The organism is Kitasatospora sp. HPM-01-4, assembly GCF_051374625.1.
GTDB lineage: Bacteria > Actinomycetota > Actinomycetes > Streptomycetales > Streptomycetaceae > Kitasatospora.
Window position 1 is genome coordinate 2,279,984 of the sequence record NZ_JBPQGP010000005.1, and the last position, 18,494, is coordinate 2,298,477.

Annotated in this window: 15 protein-coding genes; 7 read left to right on the forward strand and 8 right to left on the reverse strand. The window is 72.0% G+C overall.

All coding sequences use genetic code 11. The features are described 5' to 3' along the window. Positions 1–7 precede the first annotated feature (7 nt). Together ACSMTC_RS09665 and ACSMTC_RS09670 are read left to right on the forward strand one after the other, a co-directional pair. Positions 8–229: an MbtH family protein gene (locus ACSMTC_RS09665; protein ID WP_436559249.1), complete on the forward strand. Its 222-nt coding sequence runs from the start codon at positions 8–10 to the stop codon at positions 227–229. A gap of 29 nt (positions 230–258) precedes the next feature. Next, entirely contained in the window at positions 259–1,599 is a 1,341-nt protein-coding gene (locus tag ACSMTC_RS09670) for a tryptophan 2,3-dioxygenase (protein WP_436559250.1), read from the forward strand. Positions 1,600–1,606: 7 nt separating this feature from the next. Here ACSMTC_RS09670 and ACSMTC_RS09675 read toward each other — a convergent pair whose 3' ends face one another. From ACSMTC_RS09675 to ACSMTC_RS09695, 5 genes are all read right to left on the reverse strand, one after another. After that, positions 1,607–2,707, reverse strand: coding sequence for an alpha-hydroxy acid oxidase (locus ACSMTC_RS09675; protein WP_436559251.1), 1,101 nt, complete (start codon positions 2,705–2,707; stop codon positions 1,607–1,609). After that, the gene (gene hppD, locus ACSMTC_RS09680; RefSeq protein WP_436559252.1) at positions 2,704–3,789 is read right to left on the reverse strand and encodes a 4-hydroxyphenylpyruvate dioxygenase; all 1,086 of its coding nucleotides are present in this window, start codon (positions 3,787–3,789) and stop codon (positions 2,704–2,706) included. The genes ACSMTC_RS09675 and hppD overlap by 4 nt, the downstream gene beginning before the upstream one ends. Further along, entirely contained in the window at positions 3,786–5,129 is a 1,344-nt protein-coding gene (locus ACSMTC_RS09685) for an aminotransferase-like domain-containing protein (protein ID WP_436559253.1), read from the reverse strand. Before ACSMTC_RS09685 ends, hppD begins: the two co-directional genes overlap by 4 nt. Before the next feature lie 267 nt (positions 5,130–5,396). Beyond that, entirely contained in the window at positions 5,397–6,536 is a 1,140-nt protein-coding gene (gene ccsB, locus ACSMTC_RS09690) for a c-type cytochrome biogenesis protein CcsB (protein WP_436559254.1), read from the reverse strand. Between the two features lie 390 nt (positions 6,537–6,926). Next, on the reverse strand, positions 6,927–7,127 hold the full coding sequence (locus tag ACSMTC_RS09695; RefSeq protein WP_436559255.1) for a hypothetical protein: 201 nt from the start codon (positions 7,125–7,127) through the stop codon (positions 6,927–6,929). Positions 7,128–7,548: 421 nt separating this feature from the next. On the opposite strand from ACSMTC_RS09695, the gene ACSMTC_RS09700 reads away from it, so the two are divergent. Together ACSMTC_RS09700 and ACSMTC_RS09705 are read left to right on the forward strand one after the other, a co-directional pair. Next, a complete protein-coding gene (locus ACSMTC_RS09700) occupies positions 7,549–8,754 on the forward strand; it encodes a chymotrypsin family serine protease (protein ID WP_436559256.1) in 1,206 nt (401 codons plus the stop codon). A gap of 17 nt (positions 8,755–8,771) precedes the next feature. Continuing rightward, positions 8,772–9,275, forward strand: coding sequence for a hypothetical protein (locus tag ACSMTC_RS09705; RefSeq protein ID WP_436559257.1), 504 nt, complete (start codon positions 8,772–8,774; stop codon positions 9,273–9,275). A 13-nt stretch (positions 9,276–9,288) separates the two neighbouring features. On the opposite strand, the gene ACSMTC_RS09710 is transcribed toward ACSMTC_RS09705, so the two are convergent. After that, positions 9,289–10,410, reverse strand: coding sequence for an alpha/beta fold hydrolase (locus ACSMTC_RS09710; RefSeq protein WP_436559258.1), 1,122 nt, complete (start codon positions 10,408–10,410; stop codon positions 9,289–9,291). Positions 10,411–10,663: 253 nt separating this feature from the next. Here ACSMTC_RS09710 and htpG point away from each other — a divergent pair, with 253 nt between their 5' ends. Beyond that, positions 10,664–12,586: a molecular chaperone HtpG gene (gene htpG, locus ACSMTC_RS09715; RefSeq protein ID WP_436559259.1), complete on the forward strand. Its 1,923-nt coding sequence runs from the start codon at positions 10,664–10,666 to the stop codon at positions 12,584–12,586. 89 nt (positions 12,587–12,675) lie between these two features. Here htpG and ACSMTC_RS09720 read toward each other — a convergent pair whose 3' ends face one another. Beyond that, positions 12,676–13,668: a LysR family transcriptional regulator gene (locus tag ACSMTC_RS09720; RefSeq protein ID WP_436559260.1), complete on the reverse strand. Its 993-nt coding sequence runs from the start codon at positions 13,666–13,668 to the stop codon at positions 12,676–12,678. 331 nt (positions 13,669–13,999) lie between these two features. Between ACSMTC_RS09720 and ACSMTC_RS09725 the strand changes: the two genes are divergently transcribed. After that, on the forward strand, positions 14,000–14,731 hold the full coding sequence (locus tag ACSMTC_RS09725; protein WP_436559261.1) for a hypothetical protein: 732 nt from the start codon (positions 14,000–14,002) through the stop codon (positions 14,729–14,731). A gap of 42 nt (positions 14,732–14,773) precedes the next feature. Here ACSMTC_RS09725 and ACSMTC_RS09730 read toward each other — a convergent pair whose 3' ends face one another. Further along, positions 14,774–17,260: an ABC transporter permease gene (locus ACSMTC_RS09730; protein ID WP_436559262.1), complete on the reverse strand. Its 2,487-nt coding sequence runs from the start codon at positions 17,258–17,260 to the stop codon at positions 14,774–14,776. A gap of 247 nt (positions 17,261–17,507) precedes the next feature. Here ACSMTC_RS09730 and ACSMTC_RS09735 point away from each other — a divergent pair, with 247 nt between their 5' ends. Continuing rightward, positions 17,508–18,494 carry a VOC family protein gene (locus tag ACSMTC_RS09735; protein WP_436559263.1) on the forward strand — a complete coding sequence of 329 codons (987 nt, stop codon included), beginning with the start codon at positions 17,508–17,510 and terminating at the stop codon, positions 18,492–18,494.

An 18,494-nucleotide genomic window follows, 5' to 3' on the forward strand; every position in this document is an offset into this window, starting at 1 on the left:
AGAAGTGATGGCGAGCAACCCCTTCGAGGACGAGAACGGGACCTACCTGGTGCTGGTCAACCAGGAGGGCCAGCACTCGCTCTGGCCCGCGTTCGTGGAGGTACCGGCCGGCTGGGAGAAGGTCCACGGCGAGGACACCCGCCAGGCCTGCCTGGAGTACATCGAGGCGAACTGGACGGACATGCGCCCCAAGAGCCTCATCGAGGCCATGGACGCGGTACACGCCTAGAGACCGCGAAGGACTGCGAAGGCGTGTACATGAGTGAGTTGGGCCTGGCGGAGCGGCCCGCCGAACCATCGGGGTCCGGCGCGGACGGCCCGGTGGGGGTCGGCGGTGCCGCGCTCGCCGCGGGCACCCGGTCGGACGGGATGCGGGCACTGCGCCGGGCGCACGAGGCGGTCTGCGACTGGTCCCACCGGATGACCGGACCCGAGTCCTTCGGCAGCTTCCCCTACCGCGCGGTCGTCGACTACTACCGCATGGTGGGGAAGGCGCGGGTGGCCCCGGAGCTGGTCGCCCTGCTGCGCGGCCTGAGGATCCGGATCGACTGCTCGGGCCGGGGCCGCCCGTGGTCGTCCCCCGACGCCTGGCTGCTGGACCGGTGGCTGCCACTGACCTTCACCGACCAGCCCATGGCCTACGACGGTTACGCCGGCCACAAGCTGCTCCAGGCCGCGCACTGGGAGGGCGACGACCCCGAGCGGGCCGAGGACCTGCTGCTGGCGGCCCTGCTCACGGACCTCGCGGAGGTCGAACTGGAGGCCCTGGCCGTCACACCGACCACCCGTCAGCGGACCAGGACCGGCGCGGTGCTGCGGGCGCTGGCCAGACTCGGCGAGTACGCGCCGGCCGCCGGGGTGCCCACCGCGCCCCTGGCGGCCGTCCGGGACGCACTCGCGGCCAGGTCCGACGACAGGGCGCTGCTGCGGGCCGGCGGCGAGGCGCGCTCGGCGGTCCGGGCCCGGGTGCCGTACCCGCTGGCGCGCGCGGTGGAGATCGGGCTGCTCCCGGTCACCACCGTGCACGACGAGCACATGTTCATCCGCTGCATCCAGCTCTTCGAGCGGCTGTTCGCCCGGCAGGCTGGTGCCCTGACCGACGCGATCGAGGCCGTCCACCGGGGCCGGCCGGCCGAGGCGGCCGCCGTCCTGACGGCCGCGGCGGACCGGCTGACCGGGGCGACGGGGCCGCTGTACCGGATCCTGACCACGATGCCGCCCGAGTCCTTCGCGGTGATCCGGGACCACACCCATGGCGCCAGCGCGATCCAGTCGAGGCCGTACCAGATGATCGAACTGGTCAGCGCCAAGCGCGAGGACTCTCCGCACACCCCCGCGAAGGGACCGCTGTTCACGGTCGTCTCCACCCTGCAGGAGGAGTTCCTCCAGCACGTCGCCGACTGGCGGACGGAGGACGCCCGCCGGCTCCGGGAGGCCATGGTCCGCCTCGACGACAGCTGGCGCGCGATGAAGCGCACCCACTGGGGCGTCACCCTGAAGATCATCGGGAAGGTCCCGGGCACCGGGGGCACCGCCGGTGCCGAGTACCTGAGGACGGCGGCGGGCGTCCCGCTCTTCCCGCTGCTCGCCGCCGTCTGACGGTCGGCTACCCGAACACGGCGGTGAGCTCGCGGGCGGCGGCGAGGTCGGGGCACCCGGACAGCAGGAGGGCCTCCCGGAGTTCGGTGCGCAGCAGGTCGAGGACCAGCGCGACACCGGCCTCGCCGTCCACGGCCAGGCCCCACAGCACCGGCCGCCCGTACATCACACCGTCCGCGCCGCAGGCCAGCGCGCGCAGCACGTCCGTCCCGGAGCGGACACCGCTGTCCAGCAGCACCGAGCAGCGCCCGGCCACCGCGTCCACCACCGGCGGCAGCGCGGTGACACTGGCCACCGCGCCCGGGAACTGGCGTCCGCCGTGGTTGGAGACGACCACCGCGGCGGCGCCCAGCTCCGCCGCCCGGGCGGCGTCACGCGGGTCCAGAACTCCCTTGAGCACCAGCGGCAGCGTGGTGTTCTCCCGCAGCCAGGCCAGGTCCGCCCAGCCGAGCGCGGGCTCGAAGGCCAGCCCGGTGTGGGTGGCCACGGCCGAGGCCCCGGCCAGCCGGGTGTGCGTCGCCGGCAGCGGCTCGGCTCCGAAGTTCGCCGCGGTCACCGAGGCGGGCAGGGCGAATCCGTTGCGCATGTCCCGCAGCCGGCGGCCCATCACCGGCACGTCGACGGTGACCACCAGCGCCTCGCAGCCGGCCGCTTCCGCCCTGCGGACCAGATCGAGCAGCCGGCCGCGGTCCCGCAACCAGTACAGCTGGAACCAGCGGGTACCGCCGACCGCGGCGATCTCCTCCAGCGTGAAGCTGCTCAGCGTGCAGATCACGTAGGGGACTTGGGCCCTGGCCGCGGCGCGGGCGGCGGCGAGCTCGCCGTCCGGGTGCAGCAGCCGCTGGTAGGCCATCGGCGCCACCACGGCCGGCATCGCGACGGGCCCGCCCAGCAGGGAGCCGGACGGATCCGGCTCGCCCGTCCCGGACAGGATCCGCGGCAGCAGGCGCAGGCGGTCGAGCGCCGCCCGGTTGGCCGCCTGGGTCGACTCGTCACCGCTGCCGCCCGCGACGAAGTCCCATACCTCGGCGGGCAGCCCAGCGGCCGCCAGCCGCTCCACGTCGGCCGCGCACAGCGGCGGGCACTGGCCCGGTCCGGTTCCGCTCATCGGTCCGCCCCGTTCCTGGCCCGTTCCAGCTCCACCGCGCTGTAGAGCGCCTTGATGTTGCCGCTGCCGAAGGTGCACGCCCCCAGCCGCTCGATCACCTCGAAGAACAGCGTGCCGCGCGGGTGCACGGACCTGGTGAAGATCTGCAGCAGCTGGCCGTCCTGGTCCTGGTCGACCAGGATGCCCAGCTCCCGCAGCCGGGCGACGGAGTGCCGCCGCAGCTCCAGCCGCTCCGGCACCAGGTCGTAGTAGGTCCCGGGGGTGTGCAGGAACCCGACGCCGCGCGCGCCGAGGCCGCGCACCTCCCGCACGATGTCGTCGGTGGCGAAGGCGATGTGCTGGACCCCGGCGCCGCCGTGGTTCTTGATGAACTCGTCGATCTGGCCCGGCTCCCTGGACAGGTCGGGCTCGATCAGGGTGAGGGTCACCGCGCCGGAGCGGCTCTGCACGACCTTGGAGTCCATGGCCTGGCCGCCGACGACGATCCGCTCGGTGAAGACCGTCTCGAAGTCGAGCACCGACCGGTAGAACTCCACCGCGGGCGTCAGCTGCCCGGCCTCCAGGCATACGGCGAAGTGGTCGATCGCGCGCAGACCGGCGTCCGGCGAAGCCGCGCCGCCCGCAGCGGGCGCCTGGGCGACGGCGGTCAGCCCGGGCAGTACCCGGGCGTCCACGGCGGCCGGGCGCTGGACGAAGGTGTGCACCACGTCGCCGAAGGCGGCGATGGACGCGGTGATCACACCGTTTCGCTCGGCGGGTCCGCTCACCGGGCGGGCCCCGCGCCGGGTGGCCTCGGTGAACGCCGCCACCGCGTCGGGGGTGCTCAGCGCGATGTCGGACACCCCGTCGCCGTGGCTCCCGGTGTAGGCGGAGGCCGGATGGTCGGCCGCCCCGCCCTCGGTCAGCACCAGCCGGATGTCGTGCAGGCCGACCGCGACCGTGCGCGCACCGCCGGCGGAAGCGTCCAGGGACCGGGCGTAGACGCCCAACCCGTAGCGGTCCGCGAAGAGTTCGGTCGACCGGGCCAGATCGGTGACCGCGAACCCGACGTGGTCCACGCCGAGTCCGTCGAACGCGCTCACAGCCGACCCCCGGGGCGCGATATCGACTCGTACTGCTCGAGGACGAAGGCCGCCAGCCGGTCGAGACCGACGGAGATCTCCTCCGGTGTCAGATAGCTGAAGGACAGCCGGATCTGGTGGCGCGGCACACCGTCCCCGTGGAAGTGGTGCATGGGTGTCCACAGCACCCGGTGCCGGCGCGCGGAGTGCTCCAGCAGCTCGTCGTCGACCGGGAACGGTACGTCGAGGACGACGAAGAAGCCCCCCGTGGGGGCGTTCCAGCTCACCCCCGGGCAGCTGCCCTCGGGGAAGCGGTCGGCCAGCCCGGCCAGGACATGGCGGAGGTTTCGCTGGTAGACCGCGTTCTCCCGGACGTTCGCCGCCCGCAGACTGCAGTCGTGCTCCAGGAGTTTTCCGCCGATGACCGCCTGCGCGATCGGCGAGGTGTTCACCGTCAGCATGCTCTTGATCTTCGCGAGCTGGTCGGCGAACAGCTCCGTCCCGCCGCTCCCGGTGGCGACCCGCTGGTCGGCGACGACATAGCCGATCCGGGCTCCGGGCAGGCCGGTCTTGGCGAAGGAGCCCAGGTAGACCACCCGGCGGTGGCGGTCGAGCGCCTTGAGCGTCGGCGGCCGTCCGCTGTCCGGGGCGGAGAAGATCCCGTACGGGTTGTCCTCCAGGATCAGGAAGTCGTGCTCCTCGGCCAGGCGCAGCAGCTGCTCCCTGGTCTCGCGGCTGAGGCTGATCCCGGAGGGGTTCGCGAAGTCGGCGACCACATAGAAGGCACGGGGCCGCAGCCCGGACTCCCTGGCCCGTTCCACCACCTCCACCAGGTCCCGCAGGTCGACGCCCTCCGCGGAACCCTTGACCGGCAGCAGCGGCATGTCCACCAGCTCGGCGGCGCCCGCGGCCCCCACGTAGCAGGGGAGGACGGCCAGCAGCACATCCCGCTCGCTCCGGCGCAGCGCCCGCAGCGCGAGGAAGAGGGCCTCCTGGCAGCCGACCGTGACCACGACGGACTCCGGGTCGACCTCGATGGACTCGTCCACCGCGAGGTTCCTGGCGATCAGGTCGTGGATGATCCCCTTGGTCCGGCCGTACTGCAGCATCGTGCGGCGCACCAGCGTGACATCGCCGTCGAACCGCTCCGTCAGGTGGTCGGCGTACCGGCGCAGGTACCGGTGGACCGCCTCGGTGTCGAACAGCCCCTCGTAGGGGCGGCCGGCGGCGAGTGAGAGGGCGTCGGGAAAGCGCTGGGAAACCTCGTTGAGGAAGTTCATCGACTCGATGACCGGCGATGCCAGCGACTCGTGCAGGCCGAGCAGGTCCAGCTCCACCGATGCCTGATCGGCGCCGGGCATGTGAATCCTCCCTGTGGAAGACGGCTCTTCTCCCCGGACCGCCGAACGGAGGGAAACCTCGCGGCGAATTGGCCCGGACCGGGCCGGCACCGCATAAGGAGAATATGCGCGGCGATTCAACCACGGTGTTAACCGAGCGTCAACCATCTACAGCTATCGCACAGTTCACACCGAAACTTCCGGAGTGCGCGGTCCGCCGGGCGCTCCGCCCGCTCGGAATCCTCCGTCGCCGAGCGGGCGGACGCCCGGGCGAAATCGCCGACGGTGTCAGCCGAGACCCGCGTACGAGTGCTTTCCGGTGACGAAGATGTTGATTCCGTAGTAGTTGAAGAGCATGCAGGCGAACGCGACCACGCCCACATAGGCGGCCTTTCGCCCGCGCCAGCCGGCGGTCGACCGGGCGTGCAGATAGGCGGCGTAGGCGACCCAGGTCACGAACGACCAGGTCTCCTTGGGGTCCCACTCCCAGTACTTGCCCCAGGCGGCCTCGGCCCAGATGGCGCCGGCGATGACCGTGAACGTGTACAGCGGGAAGACCATCGCGTTCATGCGGTAGGAGAACCGGTCCAGCGTCCCGGCGGCGGGCAGCCGCTCCCAGACGGAGCTCGGCAGGCGGAGCGGGCCGGTGCTCTCGCCCCGGGAGCGCCGCTGCTCGTAGCCGTCCTTGCCGAGGTAGAGCAGGGTCGCGGCGGTCGCGGTGTAGAAGGCGCCCACGCAGACCGTGGCGGCGGTGACGTGGATGCCCAGCCAGTAGGAGTGCAGGGCCGGGACCAGCTGCTCCGCGTCGGTGTACAGCACGGTCACCGCCAGACCGAGGGTGAGGACGACCCCCAGGGTCACGGGCAGTCCGAGCCAGCGCACCGGGGCCTTCGCCGCCAGCAGCCCCAGGTACACCAGCACGATGGCCAGTGCGAAGGCGCAGGAGAACTCGTACATGTTGCCCCAGGGCCAGCGCATCACCGACAGCCCCCGGGTCGCCACACCCCCGATGTGCAGCAGCGCCCCCAGGGCGGTCAGCGAGACCGCGATCCGCCCCGCCAGGTCCGCCCTCGGACTCTCCCCGGCCGCCCCCGGACCGTCGGCCTGCACAGCGCCGCCCCTGCTCGAGGTCACGACCGCCGCACCCTCACCCGCTACCACGGTACGGGTGACCGTCGTGGAGCCGCCGTCCCCCGAAGCCACGGTGACCACGGCCTTCTTGGCCACCTGGCGCGGAGCGGCCGCCGCGGCCACCGTCTCGGCCAGACTCGTCTGCTCGACGGACCGGCGCGCCACGGCCCCCTTGCTCCCGAACGTCCACTCGAAGAGGTGGGCGAACATCGCGAGGAGGTACACGGCCGCGGCCGAGTAGACGAGTTTGACGGACGTGCCAGCCAGTTGGAGGTCAACTGCCGAGGCAAGCTTCACCACGAACTCCTTTGGGCCCAGGCTTCGGTGGGGTGGACCAGCCCACTCTACGGCGGGCTTACGGCGCCCCATCCGGGGACCGGTGGACGAGCGGATGCCACGGCGCGCCCTCCTGGACTGCAATACGGTTTCAGTGCAGGGATTTTGACGGTGCATTGATGACTTGGATGCAGTCCATCGCACCATTCTGTTCATCAACTACGCACTGAGCAAGCCGTGTTGACCACGAAGCCATTTTCAGCGGGGTTTTCCGCGAGAGTTCGGGTGATTGGTTCCAGGACAGGTCGCCAAGTATCGCCACTACTTGTGCGCGTAAGGCTTCAACACGGCCGAGATGTCGTTTCCCTCGGCAGCCGAGGTCACCGCCTGATTGCCGGGCCGGGCGCGAGGTCAGGACACGTCGCGGTCGATCGTGAACGCGACTGCGCTTCCCGGCTGCAGGGGGAACGGCAGCTGGATCAGGCCGGCCAGGTTCTGGAAGGACATCGGGAAGGTGGCGCGGACGCTGGCACCGTGCGCGGCACCCATCGTGCTGATCTCGGAGGCGTTGACTACCCCCCGGAGACTTCCGACGGCGGCGGTGTCCTTCACTGAGCACCCGAGACCTGATCTCGGCCATGTCCGCGGCCTACCACCGGCGTTGCCGCGTACATCGACCGTCCCCTTCCGGCCAGGCCTACGACGCCACCGGTAGACAGATCTCATGCAACGTGGCTGCGTTGTCGCCACTATGACGACGTTTCGACGACCGACGAACCGAAGGGTGCGCAAAGCCGCGCGAAAAGCTCCCACCGCGAACGACGGTGTGACAGGCTGACCGCCCACGATCGATCTCAGTCATCAAGGAGCCCATTTGTTAGGAAAGTTGAGCACTGCAGCCACACTTGTTGCATCGATAGCCTTAACTTCTGCCGCCGTCGCCGCCCCGGACGCCGGAGCATCGTCATCTTCGGATGCGAAGAACCACCTGGGCCTGACCGTCGGCTCTTCCAGTTCCTCCAGCCTCGTCACGGTGGACAGGGCGACCCTCCACCGCCAGTACCAGCTGGACGCCCTCGCTGACCGGATCACGGGGAAGTCGTCGACCGAGGCCGAGCACACGGGCGGATACGCCGGGGCCGTGGTGGAGGCCAGGGATGGCGTACTGGCCCTGTACTGGAAGGGCGCGGTGTCGCAGAACGTCAAGGACGTTCAGAAGGCCGCGGCCGCACAAGGCCTCAAGGTGACTGTACGTCAGTCACGCTACTCGGCTCAGGAGCTGGAGGGTGCCCGGCGCAGGCTGGAGAGCGCCGTCAAGGGCAAGGACACCGCCGCGGAACCGGTCGCGGCGTGGAACTCCATAGCTGTCCTCTCGGATGGCAGCGGCCTCTACATCAGCTACAACACCCCGACATCCCGGACCCTGTCGAACGGGCGCTCCACGGTGCCTCCGCAGCGCGTCACGACGGTGTCCGCGAAGGATTTCGCAACCCGTGCACAGGCGCTGGCCGGGGTCCCCGTCCAGGCGGCCGAAGGCCCCGAAGGGGCCGACACCTTCGGCCGCCATGACGACTCGTCGCCCTTCTGGGCGGGGGCCGAACTCAGCACCCCGGGCAACGCCTTCTGTACGACCGGATTCGCCGGATCGCACGGCGGCAGCGACGTCGTCCTGACCGCCTCCCACTGCGGCACGTCCGGAACCTTCACCACCGGTACCGGCAACGTCGAAGGATGGGCGCAGTCCTCGAACACCGGCCTCGACACGACGTTCATCCAGGTCAACGGCTCGTCCGGAAACCAGTACTACGACGGCGCCTGGAACAACCCGAACGGGTACCACAAGCACGTGGCGAGCTGGGACCTCAACCACGACGGAGACTACGTCTGCACCTCCGGTGCCATGTCCGGAGTCAAGTGCAACATCCTCGTCAAGTACGCCGGCGTGGACTCCAACATCGGTGGTATCACCCGGCACAACGTCGTCCAGGCGATGCGGACCGACACCAGCACCCACGCCTCGGCCAACGGCGACAGCGGTGGCCCGGTCGTCACCAGCTCTGACGGCACCTACGGGAACGACATGCAGGCCCGCGGCCTGATCAGCGGCTCCTGGGGACAGGTCGTCGTGTGCCCGACCTGGGGTGTCGGTATCGCCATGGAAACGACCTGCTACGAGGGCGTCCAGTTCATCGGCATGTCCGCCATCGTGAACCAGCTCGGCTTCGCCCTGCACACCTGATCCATGAGGGGGTCCCTGTGATCCGGACCGTGGTCCGCGTCGCGTTCGCCATGATCCTCGCCCTGGGCCTTGCCGCGTGCGGCACCGCTCACAGGGACTCCCCCATCTCGCCGCCGCCTCCCACCGACACCGAGGGAAAGATCATGACGGTGACCGGCGACGGCTTCACCCTCTGCGGTATCACCGGCACCTCGACCCCGGGTGGCCACTATCGGGTGGAGGTCTGCGGCGACGTGACGAAGGCGCGAGAGGCGCTCGAACGCCGCTTTCCCGGCCTGACCGACGTCCAGCCCTATCGCCCCGGTGACGGTGGCGCGCACGCCCCGAGACAGCTCGTCACCCAGTACTGGGTGAACCGCACCACAGGGAAGGACTTCACCATCACGTCCACCCGGATCACCTCGGACGGGGTGATCGCCGTCGGTGTCGACGGCGACTTGGACAAGGCCCGCGCGGTGCTGGACAAGTACTTCCCGGGCTGGACCACCGTCCACGCGGAAACCGCGTCTCATCCGCTCTAGATCCGGATCACGATCAGCGCCGGTTGGTGGCCCCCGCGGGCGACTGTGCCTGGAAGAGACGCCGATCGCCGACGGCCACCACCCCGGTCTGCCGCAGGCCGCTGACCTCGACGACCGCGGCCGCGAAGGCCTTCGGGGTCTCCTGGGGGAGGTTGTGGCCGGCGTGGGGGACCACGTGGTGGACGCGCGGTCCGGTGAAGTGCGCCGCCGACGACTCCCCGTTGGTCCACGGGAGGCTGCCGTCCGCCTTGCCGTCGAGGGTGACGGCGGGAACCGTGATCGGCGGCTGCTTCAGCAGTCGTGCCTCAAGCCCGGCGTAGCGGGGGTCCCCCGGCGCCACCAGACGCCGGATGCGGTAGCAGTTCAGCACCACGGCGACGTAGTCCGGATTGTCGAAGAGCGCGGCCGCACGGTCGAGGTCGGCTTCGGTGAACCGCCACTGCGGCGAGTTCCGCCGCCAGACGACCCGCGCGAACTCCTTGGTGTCCTTCGCCAGACTTGCCGCGCCGCGCTCGGTGAGCAGGAAGTAGTAGTACCAGTGGGCGGATTCGGTGTTCGGCGGGTCCGGTACGTCGATCACCGACGGGCTGAGGTTCTGGATCAGGTAACTGTTCACCGAGACCAGTCCGGCGCAGCGTTCCGGCCACAGCGCGGCCGCCACGCACAGGCCGCGCCCGCCCCAGTCGTATCCGCCGAAGATCGCGCGCCGGATTCCCAGTGCGTCCATGAACGCGATGACGTCCGATCCCAGGGCGGCCTGCTGGCCGGAGCGGACGGTGTCGTGGTGGAGGAACCGGGTGGGGCCGTGGCCGCGCAGGTAGGGGACGTAGCAGTGGAACCCGTGGCGGACCAGCTCGGGGACGACCTGCTGGTAGGCGTAGGGGCTGTAGGGCCAGCCGTGGTACAGGAGTACGGGCCGGCCGGCGGCCGGCCCCGCCTCGTGGTAGGCGATGTCGAGCAGTTCCGTGCGTACCCGGCGCAGCGGCCCGAGCCCGGTGGCCGGCTTCGCCGCGGCGGGCGGGTGGGCCGCCGCGCCGTCTGCCGGGGCATCGGCCGCCGACGCCGAGAGGACGCCTACGGAGGCCGATGCCGCGCCTATGCCGAGCGCCTTGGAGAAGGCTCGTCTGTTGATCATGGGAACCCGTCCTGCCGAACTCCGGCCTCAAGCGCACGGCGGGTGCGCGAGGGATTGCGGCTCGCTGGGACTGCGTACCGATCGCACCGGACCGGCAAGCGAAATGCTAGGAGCAACGGACCCGCCCCGCTACGCGAGGGCGGCGCCCCGGTGGTGCGGCCCATCGGCGAACGTCACCTGCGCGATCACCGGTTGATCTACAGTGCTCGGGTCGGTTCCCGTTGCCCGGCGGCCTTAGGAGGGGTCACAAGTCATGTCGACCGAGACGTTCGAGTTCCAGGTGGAAGCACGCCAACTGCTTCAGATGGTGATCCATTCGATCTACTCGAACAAGGATGTGTTCCTGCGCGAGCTCGTCTCCAACGCCTCGGACGCGCTGGACAAGCTGCGTCTCGAGGCCCTGCGCGACGACTCGCTGGGCGCGGACGTGTCCGACCTGCACATCGACATCGAAGCCGACCAGGAGGCCCGCACCCTGACCGTGCGGGACAACGGCATCGGCATGTCGTACGACGAGGTGATCCAGCTCATCGGGACGATCGCCAACTCCGGTACCGCGAAGTTCGTGCGGGAGCTCAAGGGGGCCAAGGACACGGCCGCCGCCGAGGGCCTCATCGGGCAGTTCGGTGTCGGGTTCTACGCCAGCTTCATGGTGGCCGACGAGGTCGTGCTGCTGACCCGGCGGGCCGGCGAGAGCGAGGGCACCCGCTGGTCGTCGAGCGGCGAGGCGACGTACACGCTCGAAACCGTGGCGGACGCGCCGCAGGGCACCTCGGTCACCCTCCACCTCAGGCCCGTGGACACCGAGGACCAGCTCCACGACTACACCTCCCCCTGGAAGATCAGGGAGATCGTCAAGCGGTACTCGGACTTCATCACCTGGCCGGTCAGGATGACCACCCCGACCACCGCGATGACGGAGGACGGCGACGGAGACGGCGAAGCCGCGGGCGAGCCCGAGACCCTCAACTCCATGAAGGCGCTGTGGGCGCGCTCGCGGGACGAGGTGTCCGAGAGCGAGTACCACGAGCTGTACAAGCACATCAGCCACGACTGGACCGACCCGCTGGAGACCGTCCGCCTCCAGGCCGAGGGCACCTTCGAGTACCAGGCCCTGCTGTTCCTCCCGGCGCACGCCCCGCACGACCTGTTCACCCAGGGGTACAAGCGCGGTATCCAGCTCTATGTGAAGCGCGTCTTCGTGATGGACGACTGCGAAGCGCTCATGCCCCCGTACCTGCGGTTCGTCAAGGGCGTCGTGGACGCGCAGGACCTGTCGCTCAACGTCTCCCGCGAGATCCTGCAGCAGGACCGCCAGATCGAGCTGATGCGCCGCCGCCTGGCGAAGAAGGTCCTGTCCACCGTCAAGGACCTGATGACCGGCTCCCCCGAGCGCTACGCCACCTTCTGGCGCGAGTTCGGCCGGGTCCTCAAGGAGGGGCTGCTGAGCGACTTCGAGAACCGCGACGCCATCCTCGCGGTCTCCTCGTTCGCCTCGACCCACGACCAGGACGAGCCGACCACCCTCAAGCAGTACGTCGAGCGGATGAAGGACGGGCAGGAGCACATCTACTACCTGACCGGCGAGTCCCGCCAGACCGTCGAGAACTCCCCGCACATGGAGGCGTTCAAGGCCAAGGGCATCGAGGTCCTGCTGCTCACCGACCCCATCGACGAGCTGTGGGTCGACGCCGTCCCCGGCTTCGAGGGCAAGCAGCTGCGCTCCGTCGCCAAGGGCGAACTCGCCCTCGGCGACGAGGCCGAGAAGGAGGACGGGGCCGAGCGCGAGAAGCGGCAGGAGGAGTACGCGGCGCTGCTGACCTGGATGACCGAGCGGCTGGGCGAGGACGTCAAGGAGGTCCGGCTCTCCTCGCGGCTGACCGTCTCGCCCGCCTGCATCGTCTCGGACGCGCACGAGATGAGCCCGGCCCTGGAGAACATGTACCGCGCCATGGGCCAGGACGTCCCCCGCAGCAAGCGCATCCTCGAACTCAACCCCGGCCACCCGCTGGTCGGCGGCCTCAACCGGGCGCACACCGAGCGCGCGGACGACCAGAGCCTCGCCGAGACCGCCGAACTCCTCTACGGCATGGCCCTCCTGGCCGAGGGCGGCCAGCTCGACGAGCCGGCCCGCTTCATCAAGCTGATGGCCGACCGTCTCGAACGCGCACTGTAAGGCGCCGCGTCCGAAGGGCCCGGCGGCACCCGGGCGTCCAGGGGAGGCGGCCACCGCAGCGCCGCCTCCCCTGCCACCGCCCGGGCTGCTCAGCCCCGCCCGGGCGAGGCGGGGGAGGCGTCCTCACTGGGGTCGCGCAGCGGGCGGATGACCGCCTCGCGCACCGCTCGGCCGTCCAGGGCCTCCTGTTCCGCGTGGTCGCGTCCCGCCTGCAGCAGTGCCGCCACCACCGCCCGCGCCGCCGGGGCGCCGCCGGCCGTCCCGGTGCGGTGCAGCACCCGGGCGATGAGGCTGCCCGGCACCGGGATCCCGGTCACCTTCGCCCGTTCCAGCTGCGCCGCGAAGTAGGCCGGCATGATCACGGCGCCCAACTGTCCGGCCAGCAGGGCCTGGACGGCGCCCGGGTGCTCGGCGAGGTGCTCGAGGGAGGGCACGATGCCGTGCGCGGCCGCGAACCGGGCGAAGGCGCGACCGCGCGCGGTGTGCGCGGGGGCACTGAGCCACGGACGCCCGGAGAGCTCGGCGGGGCCGGCCGGCATCGCCCAGCCGTCCGGGACGACCAGGCGGTAGGTGTCCTCGATCAGCACCCGGGCCCGGACCGAGGGCGGCAGCGGCACCGCGGTCTGCCGGTCGTCGGAGACCACCAGGACGTCCAACTCGCCCAGCCGCAGCCGGTGCAGACCCTCCGGCAGTCCGGTCTCCACGAAGCGCGGGGTGATCCGCGGGTGGCGCTCGGCGAGCACCCCGACCAGTGCGACCGCGAGCCGGGCCAGCACCCAGGAGCTGGCGCCGATCACCACCGGACCCTCCAGCGGCCCACCGGAGGAGTTCAACTTCTCGGCCGCGGCGGCGAGTTCGCGGCCGATCCGGTCACCGGTGGCGGCCAGCAGCCGACCGGTGGCAGTCAGCTCCAGCAGGTTGCCGGAGCGGTCCACCAGCGGCAGGCCGACCTCCTTCTCCAGCCGGGCCAGCTGCTGCGACACGGCCGAACGGGTCTGGCCGAGTGCGCGCGCCGCCGGAGCCAGGCCGCCGTGGTGCGCGATCGCGTGCAGCACGAGCAGGCGCCTGGGATCGAGATCCACCGCGCCACCTCCTCGACGTACCCCGGGCTTCTGTCCCCCGTCTGTCGGAGGCATCCTGCCATGGGCCACAGCACCGGTCGCGGACGAGCGGACGAGCAGACGCGCAGGCCGGCAGGCGGACGGGTGCACGGCGGACGGACGGGCGCCGCCGAGCGGATCGACAGCTCTGCTGTCGAGTGCCGTCAAGGAGAGCTTCACCTGGAGCTGCCCCTCGGCCGTGGAGCTGCCAGACTCTGCGGCGCCCGGCCCCCGACACCACGCCCCGTGATGTCCCCGCCTGCCGTCAGACCCCGGTCCGCACCGACCCGTTCGCTTCACGAGGAGGCCGATCATGGCCAGTTCCGCAGGCACCCGATCCACCCGGGCGGCACTGGCCGCGGGAGCGGTGGCCGTCCTGCTCACCCTGTCGGCCTGCGGCCCGGCCGCCGGCGGCTCGACCGGCGGCGCACCGGCGGGCGCACCGGCAGGCGGCGGCCCGGCCGCCGCCGGGGGCGCCGGTGCACCGGCAGGCGCGCCCGCCGCTCAGGGCTCGGGCGGCGGCCCCTCCTACGTGCTCAGCGCCCCGCCGGTCGCGGGCGGCTACCCGCAGGGCCAACCCCCGGCCGCCACCGCACGGTTGGTGGGTGCGGACATCCAGCGGAACGCCCAGCGGCTCGGCCTGTCCGGCACCCCGGTGAAGGCCGTCTACGACGACCGGGCGGACGGTGCGTGGATCTTCTACTCCGGCGTCAACGGCACCGGTTTCGCGCCCGACAAGCTGCACGACGCGCTCGAACAGATCCCGGTCACGAGCGACAACGGCGCCGGCGACCGGGTCACCACCAACGCGGTGGACACCGACCCCGGCCCGCACGGCGGCCGGGCCGTCTGCGACAGCGTGCTGGTCCGGGCGGGCCTGCTGACCACCATGGCGACCACCTGCTCGTGGTTCACCCCGACCACGGCGGCCGGTGTGACACTGGTGCTGAAGGGAGACGGCAGCACCACCAGACTCGGGTTCTCCGCCGACGACGTCGCCCCGGTCATGCGCGCGATCCGCGCCGACGTCGAGCAGCGGCGGTGACACCCGTCGGCCTCCGTCACACACACCACAGGCTGACGGCGGCTATGCCGTGCGCAGCGCGGCCACCACGGTCATCCGCCCGACCCTCCGGGCCGGTAGGACGGCGGCCGCGAGACCGGTGAGTACGGTCAGTCCCAGCGCCGCCAGCACCAGCGGCACGGGCGGGCCGCCGACCGTCCCCACCGTGGAGGTGACCGACCGCGCGGCCGCCCAGCCGTAGCCGAGGCCCAGGACGGTGCCGACCAGCGCGCCGGCCAGCGAGAGCAGCAGCGCCTCCAGCGTGAGCATCCGGCGCAGCTGCTGCCGGGACATCCCGATCGCGCGCAGCATGCCGATCTCGCGGGCGCGTTCGCTGACGCTGAGCATCAGGGTGGCCGCGACGCCGAGTCCGGCGATGGCGACCGAGAAGGCGAGCAGCGCCATGGTGATCAGCATCATCCGGTCCATCAGCGACCGCAGGCTCTCCGCCTGGGCCGCGGTGTCGGTGGTGCCTATCCGCGGGTAGTCGGCCAGCGCCCGGTCCACGGCCCGGCGGGCGGTGAGCCGGTCGATGCCCTCGGCGGGGCTGATCCAGGCCGTGGTGACGGCCGCGCGGGGGGCGAGCCGGTCCAGGGTCGCCGGTGTCACCAGCAGCACGGCCCCGCTCTGGAGCGTGAACGGTAGGCTGCTGCGCCCGGGTTCGATCCGCAGGGTGGTGCCGGGCCGGTCCGCCGCCCCCGCGACCTGGCGTACCCCGCCGCTGTCGAGGCCGCTGAGTGCGGCGCCGTCGGCCAGCGACCGGGCCCGGTCGACGCCGTCGGCGTGGGCGCTCAGCCGCGCCGGGTCGGCGGCGGCCACCAGCGTGCCGCGGCCGTCGATCTCCACGGTGGCCGAGCGGACCGGCGTGACGACGAGCCCGCGCTCCCGGCCGAGCGCGGCGAGCGCCCCGGCGGGCAGCGGGCCGCCACCGGTGACGGCCGCCGCGAAGACGCCGGGCTGGCGTGCGGAGACCACCGGAACCAGGGAGTTGGAGGTGATCTCCAGTGCGGTGACGGCACCGACCATCACCGTCACCCCGAGCAGCAGCGCCGACCCGGTGGTGCCGGTCCGCGCCGGGCTCGACCGCAGCTGCCGGGTGGCGAGCCGCCCGGCCGTGCCGGCGAGCCGCCGGGCCGGGACACCCAGCGCGGCGACGACCGCCGGCAGCAGCCGGTGGCTGAGCCGCAGCACCCCGAAGAAGCTGCTGATCGCGCCGAGCGTGACGGCGAGCAGCGACAGCGGCGGCGGTGCCACCACCCCGAGCACCAGCAGCGCCGCACCCGTGAGCAGCAGCACCGCGGACCACACCGCGGCGCGCAGCCGGGCCGTGCCGCCGCCCGCCTCGTGCGCACCGCCGAGCGCGGCCACCGGCGGCACCGCCGAGGCGGCCTTCGCCGGGCCGCGGACGGCCAGCAGGGTGAGCAGGACGCCGAACAGGCCGGCCAAAACGCAGGTCAGCGGGGACGGCAGGAGCGAGAGGTGCACCGGCCCGAGGTCGGCGGCCTGGGCCAGCGCCGTCCCGGCGGCACAGAGCCCGGTCCCGAGCAGCACCCCGGCGGCCGAGGCACCCGTTCCGAGCAGCGCTCCCTGGCGGAGGATCAGTCGGCGGATCTGCGCCCGGTCGGCCCCGACGCAGCGCAGCAGGGCGAGCTGACGGGTCCGCTGCGCGAGCACGACCGAGAAGGTGTTGCCGACCACCATCCGCGCCACGGCGAGCGCGATCAGCACGAAACTCAGCGCGGCGATCAGCACCACCCCGTAGAGGGTCTTGCTCTGCCGGGTCGCCTCGGCGACGGACGCGTCCCGGGTGCGGACCTCCACCGCACCGTCGAGGGCGGCGCGCAGTGCCTCGGCGGTGTGCGCCCGCGAGGCGCCCGGCAGGAGCCGGACGTCGAGCTGGGTGGCGGTGATGCCGGTGGCGTACCGGTCCACCGCGCCGTCCGGGACGCCGACGATCGGATGACCGGCGAAGCCGGGCGCTCCGCGGTCGTCCAGGGTGCCGACCAGCCGGGCGGTGGCAAGGCCGCCGCCGGTGCGGGCCAGCCGGACGTCCGCGCCGGGTGCGGCGCCGATCCGCCGCGCCGTGTCGGTGTCGAGCAGCACCTCGCCGGGCGCGGTGGGCCACCGTCCGTCCTTCAGCAGCTGCCACCGCAGCGCCGGGTCGGCCGAGACCGAGCTCACCACCGCGGCCTCGTCCAGCGGCCGTCCGTCCTCGGTCAGCACCCCGCCCCGGCCGGCCAGCCGCAGCGACACCCCGGCCACCCCGGCCACCTGCCGCGCCCGGGCGGCCGTACCGGTGTCCAGTCCGGCCTTCGCCACGGAGCCGGTCACCTGCACGTCGCCGGGCCCGACCTCGGCGGCCGCCGTCTGGCTGTAGGAGTCCACCAGTGCCCCGCTCCCGCTGACCGAGGCGATCAGGAAGGCCACCCCCAGCGCGATCGCGGCCCCGGTCAGGACCAGCTGCCGCAGCTGCCCGCGCAGCTCGGCCACGGTGTATCGGTATGTCGTCATCGTCCCTCGGCTCATCCACCCTGATCAGGCATGATGTGCCGTCAGGAGCTCCACTGAGCCTATGGACCGCCACTCCGCCGCCCCGTCAGCATCAGGTCCCCACCTTGATCGGCCCGTGGGCGTATCCCGCCCCGCGCCCCTCCTCCTGCAGAGGTACTCCGCCCCCGACCCGGGCCCGCCCACCCGGCGGGCACGTCACCGGGGCGGGGGTTGCCCCGGCGGTCGCATCACGGCTACAACTCGTGAGGTGACGACCAGTCGGAACGAGTACGCGCCCAACCGTGCCCGGATCGAGGGCTTCCTGCGTGAGCGGGGCGCCGACCGGATCCCCCACCCCGGTGGCACCCTGCTGGAGCATCTGCTCAGGGTCGCGCGACTGCTGGCCGAGTGGGGCGCCGATCCCGTCGTCCAGGTCGCGGGGCTGTGCCACGCGGCGTACGGGACCGACGGCTTCGACCGGGCCCTGCTGGAGCTCACCGAGCGCAGGGCGCTGGCCGAACTCATCGGCGACCGGGCCGAGTCGCTGGTCTACCTCTACGCGAGCTGCGACCGGGCCACCGTGTATCCGCGCCTGGGACGTGACCCGTCGCCGGTGTTCCGCGACCGCTTCACCGGCCGGGAGCACACTCCGGCGGATCCGGAGCTGCGCGCCGTGCTCGAGCTCACCGCCGCCAACGAGATCGACGTACTGACGCACAACGAGGACCTGGCCGCTCGGCACGGCACCGCCCTCTACCGGCTTCTCGCCCGCTCGCGTGGACTGCTGTCCGCCGGCGCGTGGGCCGCCTGCGCCCGGGGGCTCGGCCGGTACGCCCCGGAGCCGGCGCCGGGGATCCGGATCACCGGCCTGGACCACCTGGTGCTGACCGTCGCGGACATCGAACGGACCGTCGGCTTCTACCAGCGCGTGCTGGGCATGCGCCCGGTGACCTTCGGGGACGGCCGCCGGGCGCTCGCCTTCGGCACCAGCAAGATCAACCTCCACCAGGCCGGCCGTGAGCTCCTCCCCCGCGCGGCCCGCCCCACCCCCGGCAGCGCCGATCTCTGCCTGGTCACCGACACCCCGCAGGCCCAGGTCCTGGAGCAGCTGGCCGCGTACGGCGTCGCCGTGGAAGAGGGCCCGGTGCCGCGCACCGGCGCCCTCGGGCCCTTCACCAGCACCTATCTGCGCGACCCCGACGGCAACCTGATCGAGATCAGCACCTATCCGGCCCCACCCGGGGCGGCCGGCTGA

Bases quoted from the DNA above. Each gene is read 5' to 3' on its own strand.
- ACSMTC_RS09670 (WP_436559250.1), top strand. From the start codon at position 259: ATGAGTGAGTTGGGCCTGGCGGAGCGGCCCGCCGAACCATCGGGGTCC.
- ACSMTC_RS09725 (WP_436559261.1), top strand. From the start codon at position 14,000: ATGGCCAGTTCCGCAGGCACCCGATCCACCCGGGCGGCACTGGCCGCG.
- ACSMTC_RS09675 (WP_436559251.1), bottom strand. From the start codon at position 2,707: ATGAGCGGAACCGGACCGGGCCAGTGCCCGCCGCTGTGCGCGGCCGAC.
- htpG (WP_436559259.1), top strand. From the start codon at position 10,664: ATGTCGACCGAGACGTTCGAGTTCCAGGTGGAAGCACGCCAACTGCTT.
- ACSMTC_RS09710 (WP_436559258.1), bottom strand. From the start codon at position 10,410: ATGATCAACAGACGAGCCTTCTCCAAGGCGCTCGGCATAGGCGCGGCA.
- ACSMTC_RS09665 (WP_436559249.1), top strand. From the start codon at position 8: ATGGCGAGCAACCCCTTCGAGGACGAGAACGGGACCTACCTGGTGCTG.
- ACSMTC_RS09685 (WP_436559253.1), bottom strand. From the start codon at position 5,129: ATGCCCGGCGCCGATCAGGCATCGGTGGAGCTGGACCTGCTCGGCCTG.
- ACSMTC_RS09730 (WP_436559262.1), bottom strand. From the start codon at position 17,260: ATGACGACATACCGATACACCGTGGCCGAGCTGCGCGGGCAGCTGCGG.